Genomic DNA, 11843 nt, shown 5'->3' with positions numbered 1-11843 from the left:
AATTAGCTAGGTGTCTTTCATGAGCCAGAACAAGATATACATTCCTCTAAACGCAGGCGAATCCGCAGTCTTACCTGACGCCAATACCTTGCTACCTCGTAACGAGGTGTACAAACCGCTGGCTCAAATGATCAAAGAAGCAGTAGATAAGGCAAATTCTGCCACAAACCGAACTCTGAATGAGCTCCGTGAGCACAATGCCATCTCGATAGATGGTGCTCGCGGCACTGGAAAGACCGCTGTACTGGTAAATTTGAAAAGCTATCTTAAAAATGAAGATGTGTTGAAGGAGGTGCACATCCTTGACCCAGTAGACCCGACCCTACTTGAAGATGGTGAATCTTTATTTTTGCATATCATTGTTGCGGCAGTGCTGCACGACAAGGACGTTAAAGAAGCGCAAAGAAAAGAGCCAAACAAGGCTCGCAGCTTGAACCAGACGCTTGAGAAACTCGCCCAGTCACTCGAGTCTGTAGAAACTGCAAAAGAACGCCACGGTATGGATAAGGTGCGTGCAATGTATAGCAATAAGTATTTGGCTGATTGCGTGCAGGATTTCTTCCGTGAAGTACTTGGCTTGTTAGAGAAAAAACTGCTGATTTTGCCGATTGATGATGTTGATACCTCGTTGAATCGTGCTTTTGAGAACCTCGAAATTGTGCGACGCTATTTGGCAACGCCTCATGTGTTGCCCATCGTCTGCGGTGATCGTGAACTATACAACGATGTGACTTGGCGCGATTTTCATGGCCGATTGACTAAGGACTCCAACTACCGTCGAAAAGAGGCCTATGAAAAGGCCATAGATTTGGCCGCAGAGTATCAGCGCAAGATTTTGCCATTCACGCGGCGTCTATCTATGCCGCCAGTTGATACATATTGGCAGCAAAGCGATATTTATTTGTGTGATAGTCAGAAAACCGAAGTAATGTCGCTGCGCAACTTTATCGCTTGGATGGAGATCTTTTTGTCTGGGCCAGTGAATGGCCTAGAAGGTAGCAAGTTAACATTACCGATTCCATCGATTCGTGCCTTAACACAACTCGTTAGACATTGCAGTGACCTCATTCTTGATTTACCTGCATCGATCCGTTCTGCTGGAGATGAGCTAGAAGTACGAAAAAAATGGCAAATGCCGCCTGATGAACAAGATGTAATGAAGCCGTGTCAAAAAACTGCCATGGTGCAGAGAATGGCTAATTATTTTTGCTATGAACCTAAGGCCGGTGCCGTTTATTTGTTGCTGCTTGCAAAACAGCATTGGAACGCAGTGCCGAACTCTAAGTCATCTAACCAGCGCGGCAGTATTTTCGATACCCCTTTATTCCAGCCACTAACACAGGCGACAGCCAATTTTGAGCTTTTCGACAAGGCGGATGATCTTTCCGCTTGGCCGGCATTATTGAAAGGACGCTTACCTGAAGAGTGGTTAGCAGGAATCAAATCACACAAGACTATTTTACCGTACCCGGTGGCAGAGGTTGGGGTAAATTCAGGCAGAGGGTGGAATTACAATAAGGAAGTTCGGGCTCTTTCGAGCCAAGGTTTGCAAGATGAACAAAAGAACAAAGCAAGCTTTTTGATCGCTTTACTGGCTCAGAGTAATTTCTACACCAACGCCAAGCAAACCATGCTACTAAATATCGGGCGGGTATTTGAGTTGCTTATTGCCAGCATTGTTGGGCCATTATCAGCGGAAGATATTCATGCCATTGTGGGTAGAGCGCCTTTCTTTTCTACTGCGGCGCTGGCTCCGACGAAGAAAATTACGTTTGACGAAAAAACAAGTAAGCCCGCAAGTAGTGCAGATGAAACCTCGCTAGATACTCCAAACGAAGAGTACGATATAGATTTATTAGTCGAGCAACTACATCGAGAAATAGAAGCATGGCGCATTAGTTGTCATGTAAATCAAATCGACCTGTCGCCTTGGTTGGTTTACAAGGTATTCAATAAAGTTTATAGCCAAGTAGCGAGTGCGGAGTTGGAACCAAATGGTATGAAACAGATTGGAACTGCACTGAATATGGTGGCTCATGTCTTCTATTCAACTTGGTTTGCCTTTGGCAGTTTTGAAAAAGGGGAATTATTTGGTCTGAAAAATGTAGTAGCAACTACCAATATCAACCGTGAAAATCTGAAGAACTACGAACAACACGACCAGTTTAAAGTTAATGTCCTGCCATTCTCTCCAACACTAAATCAAAAAGAGAAGCAAAGTAGTGAATACAATAATAAAGTTTCTTTTGGGGAGAATTGCAGAGTTGTGAGCTATGTATTGTCAGAGCACCCGTTGAAGAAGTGGATTGATGAAGTCATCAAGTTTGATTGGCCAAAGGATGAGCCATCCAAAACTCAGAAGACAAATCAAAATGAAAGTGCAGCTAAATGGTTAGCTGGAAAATTAAACATTACAGAAGTTCAAGCACAAGAGCCCGCCGAGTTAGAGAAGGCTCTTGTCACAAAAAATCAGTCTGAATGCCAGATATTGTTAAATGACATGGAGGACCGATATAAGAGAAAATCTAAAGCCAAAACTGCATTGTTAACAGCAATCAAGTCAAAATACCCAGAGCAATTCTGATGCTTCAGCGCACTCTAACTGAACATGCCGCCGAGTGTTTTTTTGGCGATGAAAGGTTGTCCGCTTGGCTGTGGCAGCTCTTGCTGCAGCCCGATGAAGGACTTGAGTATGACCGCTGGCACCGGTTGCAGTGTGAATACTACCATTTGCTGGTAGAGGGCGTAGAGGCGCGTTTTCCGCGTAAGCACCGGTTAACCGATGTGCGCCAGCTTATGGGGCGTATGCTCGATGGTGATTTGCTGCTGACATCGAAACTTCCTTGGTTGGACGAGCTGCAACAGCGCCTAATGCAGCGTAATGGCGACTTGCTATGCTACCGAGAGGGCGAAGTACAGGCGTATGTGCGCCTCGCAGCGGGTATTGACCCGACACTTGTGGCCGGCTGGCACTTGGCGCAATGGCTGGATGAGGTGCCGCAACCGCAGGCCAACGATGTCCGACGCGTCGTATCGGCACAAACTGCCTTTTTCGCCCCGCCCGGCAACCGATCGACGCCGTTTGCTGAAGGTCATCTGCATTTCTGGGGCCTCACCGCAGATAGCGCGATTCTCGATGACTACTTGCTGGGCAGTGGCGAGTTGACTCTCAGTGCTAAGGAGAATCTGTGGCGACACGAACAGTATGACAGCCTGCAGCCCTTGTTGCATCGTGCGCGGCAACTGCTGGTGTTGTTGCTTAAGCCAAGTGTGCCGCTATGCGAGATGCAAGATGAACAAGACGCTCAACCCAAAACTCATAAGAGCAATTGGTCATGGCGTCAGGAAGATTGGCCACAGCTTTTGACACAGCTCAATCTTACTATGAATACTCCCATCCGCAAGCCGGACTGGGGGTTGCTAACTGCCAGCCAGCATATGGCAAGCTTCGGTAGTGCAGATTGGCTGCTAGGCGAGTTTGCATTTGCGATGGGTCGTTGCGAGGCCAATCGCTGGCTTTGGCTACATCTCTATCTTTGCCGCCGTTACGCCGAAGAAAACTCGCACCCACTACAACGTGCTGCCATTCTGTGTTTTTGGCAGACAATTAACCAACTACGCCGTAGCTTGATCATGGATGGACAGGGACTGACGCGCTTTGCTGAGCGGTCTTTCAGCTCAGCAATGCAACGCAATCCCAAAGGACATGACAATATCCGCCGACTGTTGCCAGCTACTGCGGATGTAGCTGAGCTCAAGTCTGGACCGATGGCATTCAAGCCTGCGTTTGTTGGCGAGATTGCTCGCGGTTTGCTTGCGAATGCCAGTTTGTCGTTGCCAAGACCGCCTTACATTTTTGGCGAGCCTGATATTCAGCTAGATATGCAAGCTTTGGCTACTATGCAGGCTCTAGAGCGTTGGCAATTTTGTGGCCACTTCTCTCGTTCGGTTCCTCATAAACAAAGCCAACGCCCGAAGTCAGATGGCAAAAAGCTGTGGAAAGAGGCTGAAAAATTGGTGCGCAATCTAGAAAGTGCATCAGGCTGGAATGCGGCCGAGTTTTTGGGCGGAAAACTGAACCCGAATTTCCATTTTCAACCTGCAAGATGGTTTCGTGGGCTGGATGTGGCGGGGGATGAAAACGCGCTTAAGATCGAGTGGTTTGCGCCAGTACTTCGTTGGTTGCGTAGTGGTTTCAAGTCACTGCCAGATGGCGAGCGCGCCAGCAAGGGTTTTCATCTGAGCATTCATGCCGGAGAGGATTATGCTCATCCAGCATCTGGCATGCGTCATATTGACGAGACGGTGCGATTTTGTGAGATGCGTGAGGGAGACCGATTAGGACATGCGTTAGCACTAGGCATAGTACCGAAACAGTGGGCTGCACGACAGGGTGAAATGATGCTGCCGCTGGATGAACATCTGGATAATCTGGTATGGCTCTGGCATCACGCCAGTATGCTGAGCGGAGTGCTGCCGCTTGCGCAGCAAGTATTACCCCTGTTCGAGCGACGCATTGAGCGTTTTTGGCGGTTGTCATGTTGGTGGCAGGTGCCGGATTTGATGACAGCAAATGGTTGTGGCCGTGATGATAAAGAGCCTATAGAGCAGACTGCCGGTTTTGAAACATCACAGTTGCGTCACGCGATGCCGGTTGATCTACACCAAGCATGGTGGCTGCGACGTAATTGCTACTATCGTTTGAGTGAGGTAGGAGAAAGCTGGGTAGTTAATTCGCAAGAGTCGAGCGCTCTACCAGATCATGTGGTATTAAGTGAGAACAGCACATTAGCAAGCAAACTGTATAGGGCTCGTCATGAATGGCTGAGTACGGTAAACGAAGCGCCGCTGGTAATTGTGCGCATGGGGGACGAAGCTGCAGCGTATAGCGGGCTTCACACCAAGTTTGGTCATAAGGCAGATGAAGAAATTCTTGAAGATGTAGATACTCTGGCTGAGCTGGATTTCATGCACGCGCTGCAAGACTGGCTGCTGACCGAGTACGACAAGCTGGGGCTTATTATCGAAACTAACCCGACCTCTAATGTCTATATTGCACGGCTAAATTCACACACCGAACATCCGATTTTTCGCTGGTGCCCGCCGGACGAATCAGTATTGGAGTTAGGGAGTGCAGCCAACCCGTACGGCTTGCGCCGAGGCCCAGTACGTGTACTGGTAAATACCGATGACCCAGGCATTATGCCGACTACATTAAGGACAGAGTTTCTATTGTTGAGAGAGGCCGCAATAGAACTAGGGATTGGTCGAACTGTCGCCGAACGCTGGCTAGAAGAGCTGAGAATCTACGGTATTGAGCAATTTCAAAGAAATCACTTACCTGTTTTTGAAGCAATATAACCCCCTCGATAGTCTCCTTGAGCTAATGAAACATGTAATGATGAGTTGCTAATGTTATCGCTGATACGCAAGAAGCAAGCTATGACGTAATAGTTTTTCTTTATCCTGTCCTCGTTTGGCTAAGCCTAAGCTGAGCAGTCTCTAACTCTAACAGTTAGGCCGATAGCTTGAAGAATAGCCATGATACTTTATCCAAAACATACACTTGAAATAAACTCTAACGTGGTTAGATACGTGAAAAATCCTAAAGCGGATTTTTTCATTGACCTGCATTGGGATCTAACGGGAGAAAAATTGTAAAAAATGAAAATAAGATTTGTAACTAAAAACCCGTTCAAAGCGAAAGAAGTTGAATCCATGATTGGAGATATCGGAGTTTCTATTGTTCATGCACCGATTAAAATTCATGAAATACAAACAGAAAATATTGAAGATATAGTCAGAGATAAAGTTTTAAAAGCATTTGAGCAAATAGGTCGACCTGTTTTTATCGAGCATACAGGTTTGTACATCGAAAGTTTATCTGGGTTCCCAGGAGGATTGACACAAGTTTTTTGGGACAAACTAGGACCTGATACATTTTCAGAATTATTCGGAAGACGTGAAAATACAGCACTAAAAGCGAAAACTGTCATTGCGTATTGTGATGCGAAAAACATTCGAATTTTTGAAGGCGAAGTCAGTGGTAATATTTCTCCTGAACCTAGAGGAAATATAGAGTTTCAATGGGACTGTATCTTTATACCTGAAGGGTACGACAAAACCTTCGCAGAGTTAGGTGAAGAGAAAAATTCGATATCGATGCGAAAAAGAGCTTTTGAACAATTTTCGCAGTACTTAGTGGAGAGTGTTATCTAATGGAAGACCTAATTCGTTCTTATAAAGATGGTAATGTGATCTTATTTGTTGGCGCTGGCGTTTCAAAAAATTTGGGTCTACCAACGTGGTCAGAGCTAATAAATAAAATTGCTGAAGAACTGGGATACGACCCTGATATTTATAGTACATTTGGTGAGAGTTTAGCGCTTGCAGAATACTATCGTATTAAAAAAGGAACAATCGGTCCTTTAAGAAGCTGGATGGATACAAATTGGCACTCAAGTGCTGTCGATTTACCTTCCTCAGAAATTCACAAATCGATTGCTAATGCAAAATTCCCGATCATTTACACTACAAACTATGATCGCTGGATCGAGCGTTCCCTAGAGCTATACGATAAAAAATTCACTAAAATAGCTAGTGTATCTGATATTCCTCAGATAAAAAATGGTATTACTCAGGTAATAAAATTCCATGGTGATTTTGATAATGATGAATCTATTGTTCTCGATGAATCCAGCTACTATGAACGATTAGAGTTTGAATCACCCTTGGACATAAAACTTAGAGCGGATGTGCTAGGTAAATCGGTTCTATTTATTGGTTACAGTCTTGCTGATGTAAATTTGAGATTTCTCTTCTATAAGCTGGCGAAACTTTGGAAATCTAATAAGTGTGGAGGCACACAACCAAAGTCATATGTGTTCACACATCGACCAAACCCTGTTCAGGAAGCAATCTTAGAACAATGGGGAATAAAAATGATAACGTCTCATGAAGATGATCCACAAAAAGCGTTGATTGACTTTCTATATAAGTTCAAATGATTACAACTAACACATGTGAACTTTTCTCCAATCAATAGTCTTTAGCATTCATTTTGGCTGCGTTAGCAGCCACTGCTCTCGTACAGCAAAGCCGTCCCATTCTCTTTGCCCAATGTGAAGTTATCCGAATTGGACACATTAGAGCATAAGGTCTAACTGATTTCTGTCCAATTCCTTTCTAAGCACCTAAACAAAAGCAATCGCCCTCAATCCTCTGATGGTTCCCGAGCTAAAACAACCTTCTCTTCATCCCCGTTCTCTCCAATATCCGCGTTGAGATTTCCTCTACAGACAACGAGCTAGTGTTGATGTAGGGGATGGCTTCACTGCGAAAAAGAGCTTCAATGGCGGCGACTTCTTGCTGGCATTGTTCACTGCTGGCGTACTCGCTGCCGGAAAGGCGATTCTGTCGGATTTGCGTCAACCTTTCAGGTTCAATCGTTAAACCAAAAAGCTTATGGCGTTGAAATTCAAATTCAGGCAAAAGACGCAGGGAAGCGATGTCTTCGGCGATAAACGGGTAATTCACGACGCGCAGGCCAAATTGCATCGCCATGTACAGGCTGGTGGGGGTTTTACCGCTGCGTGATACTCCCAAAATAATGACATCGGCTTTGTCGAGGTTTTTGAGCGATACGCCATCGTCATGCGCCAGCGTGTATTCAATAGCTGATATACGGTCAAAGTAGGTGTCGGAGTCTTTGCCGACACTGCGAGAGCGTTGCAATTTCGGCTTTGGTTCAATCTTTGTGTCTTCAGCCACCCGCTGAACAATACTTTCCAGCACATCATAGAAAAAAGCAGGCGCCTCCAACAATTGCGCCCTTACGTTCGGGATGACCATGGAAAAGAAGACCAGAGGTTTGACCCCATGTTTTTCATGGGAAAGTTGTATTTCTTTGACCAAATCGCTGACTTTGTCTTGAGTTTCGACAAAGGGGAAAGTTTTCTCGTTTGGCACAAAAGAAAATTGTCCAAGAACAACGTGTCCCAAGGTTTCACATGTGATGGCTGTCCCATCCGAGACATAGAAAACGTCTCGATTTTGAATTTCTGCGCGCTTCAAAGGTTAAGTTCCTCGCAAATTTCGATAGGATGAAATTCAAACTATCTCAACGGATGCATATCTCGGCGATGGTTTGAATATAACAATAACAACATTCAAAGGGCTATTAACGTCTCGCCAGCTTGTGAAGGCTGGAGGCGTTTGTAGCAAGAAAAGGAAGTTTGCTAACACCCAACTGCTGCAATGTTTCTGGAGAAAGACATGCATAAGAACACCCTTTGGTTCGACTCCCTGTCCATGGATGATGTAGACAAAGTCGGCGGAAAAAATGCCTCGCTTGGCGAAATGGTATCTAACCTTGCCAATGCGGGGGTCTCAGTGCCCAATGGTTTTGCTACTACCTCTTACGCGTTTAACCAGTTCCTTGATTACGAAGGGCTGGATGATCGCATTCACCAAATTCTCGATACCCTAGACGTCGAAGATGTTGATGCTTTGCGAAAATCTGGCTCTACAATTCGACAATGGGTGCTGGATGCGCCGTTTCCTGCCGATTTGGAGCAGGACATTCGCGACAACTACCAAACGCTGGTTGATGGAAACACGGCGCTTTCCGTCGCCGTCCGTTCGTCAGCGACGGCAGAAGATTTGCCTGATGCCTCGTTTGCAGGCCAGCAAGAAACCTTCCTCAATGTGAAGGGTATTGATGCTGTGCTGGAAGCAACGAAGCACGTATTCGCGTCGCTGTTTAATGACCGTGCCATTTCTTATCGTGTCCACCAGGGCTTTGACCACAGAGGCATCTCGCTGTCTGCGGGTATTCAGCGCATGGTGCGTTCGGATAAAGCGTCATCAGGCGTGATGTTTACCCTTGATACCGAATCTGGCTTCGACCAGGTGGTGTTTATCACCTCGTCTTGGGGCTTGGGCGAAATGGTGGTGCAAGGCGCGGTAAATCCCGATGAGTTCTACGTCCATAAGCCGCTATTGCAAGCAGGTCACCCAGCAGTGGTGAAACGTACCTTTGGGTCAAAACTGATTAAGATGATTTACGCGGACAGCCAAGTGATTGGCAAGCAAGTGGAAGTCATTGATACGTCAGACGAAGAGCAAAACCGGTTTTCGCTTAATGATGACGAGATAGCGGAGCTTGCTAAACAAGCGATGATCATCGAAAAGCATTATCAGCGTCCGATGGACATTGAGTGGGCGAAAGACGGCATTGATGGCAAGCTCTATATCGTTCAAGCACGTCCGGAGACCGTGTGCTCGCAAAAGCAAAGTAATGTGATTGAGCGTTATGAGTTGAGTGACCGAGCGGGTGTTCTGGTGGAGGGGCGCGCGATTGGTCAACGCATTGGAAACGGCCCCGTGCGTAATGTGGCGTCGCTGGATGAAATGTCTTTGGTGCAGGAAGGCGATGTGCTGGTGACAGACATGACAGACCCAGATTGGGAGCCTGTGATGAAAAAAGCCTCGGCAATCGTGACTAATCGCGGTGGCCGAACGTGTCATGCCGCGATTATTGCGCGCGAATTGGGTATTCCTGCCATTGTTGGCTGCGGTGATGCTACCGAGAAATTGGCTGATGGAGCTGATGTCACCATATCCTGTGCAGAAGGCGAAACGGGCTATGTCTACGACGGAAAACTTGAGTTTTCGATTAATCAAACAGCGGTCGATGAGTTGCCGGTATTGCCGACCAAGGTGATGATGAACGTGGGTAACCCTGATCGTGCGTTCGATTTCGCGCAAATCCCGAATGAAGGCGTCGGCTTGGCGCGTTTGGAATTTATCATCAATAAGATGATTGGTATTCACCCGAAAGCCTTACTGAACTTTGATGCGCAAAGCGATGCGCTGAAAGCAGAGATCAGCCAGCGTATTCGCGGCTACAAAGATCCAGTCGATTTTTATGTTAGCAAGCTGACCGAAGGGATCGCGACCATTGCGGCGGCCTTTTGGCCGAAACGCGTGATTGTGCGTATGTCTGATTTCAAATCGAACGAATACAGCAACCTCATCGGCGGTAGTGAGTATGAGCCGCATGAGGAAAACCCAATGCTCGGTTTCCGAGGGGCCTCTCGTTATATCTCGCCCGTGTTTGAAGACTGTTTTGAGTTGGAAACGCAGGCTATTAAGCGTGTACGTAACGAGATGGGCCTGAAAAATGTAGAAATCATGATCCCGTTTGTTCGTACAACAGGTGAAGCGGCTGAAGTGAATGACTTACTGGCGAAGTTTAGCCTTCGTCGTGGCGAGCAAGGGCTCAAAGTCATCATGATGTGCGAGTTACCATCAAATGCGGTGCTGGCGGATGATTTCCTCAAGTACTTTGACGGCTTCTCGATTGGCTCGAACGACATGACCCAGCTAACGTTGGGGCTTGATAGGGACTCCGGCGATATAGCCCACTTGTTTGATGAGCGTAACCCCGCGGTAAAAGCCATGTTGAAGATGGCGATTGAAGCGGCGACGCGCGCAGGTAAATACGTGGGCATTTGTGGTCAGGGTCCGTCTGATCATGATGACCTAGCAGAGTGGTTGATGGCACAAGGGATCAGCTCTGTATCACTGAACCCAGATACGGTTGTCGATACGTGGATGAAGCTGGGTACCGTCAAACCTAAGTTCTGATTACATTATTCTCGCCTAAAAATACGAAAGCCTATCTCCTAAAGATAGGCTTTTTTCTCAGTGCGGAATGCGCTTATCAGGCACTTTGTTTTTCTTGCTCCAGCAAGGCTTTCTTGCGCTCTAGTCCCCAGCGGTAACCGCCTAGGCTGCCATCATTTCTCAGTACTCGATGACAAGGAACTAGAACGCCTATTCGGTTTTTACCACAGGCGGTGCCGACTGCTCTCACTGCATTGGGATTGCCAATTTCATTGGCGACATCGCCATAGCTACGTACATCACCGTCTTTGATGCTAAGGAGGAATTGCCAGACTTTAATTTGGAACGCTGTACCGCGCATGTCCAATGGCAAATCGGGTTTTGGAACACCTTGGCTAATGTGGTTATCCAGTGCGGTTATCCAATCATCCAGCTCATGGCTGGTTTGAGCATCGGACGCGGCAAACTGCGCGTTAGGGAATTCTTGCTCAAGCAAGGCAACCAGTGAGGCTTCATCATCACCAAATTGAACACAACACACGCCAATGTCTGTGGCAGCCATCAATAGGAGTCCGAGCTTGGTTTCACGGCAGGTGAAGTAGATGGTTTCTCCTTCGCCACCGGCCTTGTAGGTTTTGGGGTTCATGCCCATTTTGCGTGATTCTTCGCCATAGACGCGACTGATTGAGCCAAAGCCGGAGTCGTAAATCGCATCTGTCACACTGTTGCCTGTTTTCAATGACCGCTTAAAGCGGCGCATGCGAAAGGCATCTTGATAGGCTTTGGGCGAGATGCCAAATGTACTTTTGAACACTTTTTGAAAGCGAGACGGGGACAAGTCCGCCATATCCGCTAACGTTTGTAGGGTGAGCTTGTCTTCACAATGGGCTTCGATATATCGAACCACATCAATCAATTGCCGCGTTCGTGTATCTTGGGTGTCGGTATAGCAACGCTTGCATGGACGAAACCCTGCTTGAATCGCACCTTGGGCATCATCAAAAAATCGCATGTTTTCTGGATTGGCAGCTTTTGATGTACAAGAGGGATGGCAAAACACACCTGTGGTGATCACGGCATAGATAAACCGTCCGTCATAGCGGTTGTCTCGGTTTGAGACTGCGGTTTCCATCTCGCGTTTAGTTAGCATGGTCATTTTCACTCCATCCATTGCGTTGCCCAATGAGTTCTCGCTATCACATCATAGAGCAAGG

The 11843-nt window shown here is 46.9% G+C and carries 7 protein-coding genes; 5 read left to right on the top strand and 2 right to left on the bottom strand.

Annotation, left to right across the window (positions count from 1 at the left end):
• Positions 1-19: 19 nt before the first annotated feature.
• The 4 genes from rdrA to LRP49_RS08100 all read left to right on the top strand — a co-directional run bounded on the left by rdrA (position 20) and on the right by LRP49_RS08100 (position 7007).
• Positions 20-2584 (top strand): antiviral RADAR system adenosine triphosphatase RdrA, encoded by a 2565-nt coding sequence (gene rdrA, locus LRP49_RS08115; RefSeq protein ID WP_274141518.1) that lies wholly within the window; start codon positions 20-22, stop codon positions 2582-2584.
• Positions 2584-5361, top strand: a complete 2778-nt coding sequence (gene rdrB / locus LRP49_RS08110; RefSeq protein WP_337992942.1) for an antiviral RADAR system adenosine deaminase RdrB — start codon at positions 2584-2586, stop codon at positions 5359-5361. The genes rdrA and rdrB overlap by 1 nt, the downstream gene beginning before the upstream one ends.
• 303 nt (positions 5362-5664) lie before the next feature.
• Positions 5665-6219: a non-canonical purine NTP pyrophosphatase gene (locus LRP49_RS08105; protein WP_274141515.1), complete on the top strand. Its 555-nt coding sequence runs from the start codon at positions 5665-5667 to the stop codon at positions 6217-6219.
• Complete coding sequence (locus LRP49_RS08100) at positions 6219-7007, top strand: SIR2 family NAD-dependent protein deacylase (protein WP_274141513.1); 789 nt, start codon at positions 6219-6221, stop codon at positions 7005-7007. Before LRP49_RS08105 ends, LRP49_RS08100 begins: the two co-directional genes overlap by 1 nt.
• Before the next feature lie 229 nt (positions 7008-7236).
• On the opposite strand, the gene ppsR is transcribed toward LRP49_RS08100, so the two are convergent.
• Positions 7237-8073, bottom strand: a complete 837-nt coding sequence (ppsR, locus tag LRP49_RS08095) for a posphoenolpyruvate synthetase regulatory kinase/phosphorylase PpsR (RefSeq protein WP_274141511.1) — start codon at positions 8071-8073, stop codon at positions 7237-7239.
• 183 nt (positions 8074-8256) lie between these two features.
• Between ppsR and ppsA the strand changes: the two genes are divergently transcribed.
• Positions 8257-10650, top strand: coding sequence for a phosphoenolpyruvate synthase (gene ppsA / locus LRP49_RS08090; protein WP_274141510.1), 2394 nt, complete (start codon positions 8257-8259; stop codon positions 10648-10650).
• Positions 10651-10726: 76 nt separating this feature from the next.
• Here the strand turns inward: ppsA and ada are convergent, their stop codons facing one another.
• On the bottom strand, positions 10727-11785 hold the full coding sequence (gene ada, locus LRP49_RS08085; RefSeq protein WP_274141509.1) for a bifunctional DNA-binding transcriptional regulator/O6-methylguanine-DNA methyltransferase Ada: 1059 nt from the start codon (positions 11783-11785) through the stop codon (positions 10727-10729).
• Positions 11786-11843 lie beyond the last annotated feature (58 nt).

Source organism: Enterovibrio qingdaonensis (assembly GCF_028683135.1).
Classification (GTDB): domain Bacteria; phylum Pseudomonadota; class Gammaproteobacteria; order Enterobacterales; family Vibrionaceae; genus Enterovibrio; species Enterovibrio qingdaonensis.
This window is presented reverse-complemented; position numbering and strand designations above follow the sequence as displayed.

Bases quoted from the DNA above. Each gene is read 5' to 3' on its own strand.
- rdrA (WP_274141518.1), top strand. From the start codon at position 20: ATGAGCCAGAACAAGATATACATTCCTCTAAACGCAGGCGAATCCGCA.
- rdrB (WP_337992942.1), top strand. From the start codon at position 2,584: ATGCTTCAGCGCACTCTAACTGAACATGCCGCCGAGTGTTTTTTTGGC.
- LRP49_RS08105 (WP_274141515.1), top strand. From the start codon at position 5,665: ATGAAAATAAGATTTGTAACTAAAAACCCGTTCAAAGCGAAAGAAGTT.
- LRP49_RS08100 (WP_274141513.1), top strand. From the start codon at position 6,219: ATGGAAGACCTAATTCGTTCTTATAAAGATGGTAATGTGATCTTATTT.
- ppsA (WP_274141510.1), top strand. From the start codon at position 8,257: ATGTTTCTGGAGAAAGACATGCATAAGAACACCCTTTGGTTCGACTCC.
- ada (WP_274141509.1), bottom strand. From the start codon at position 11,785: ATGACCATGCTAACTAAACGCGAGATGGAAACCGCAGTCTCAAACCGA.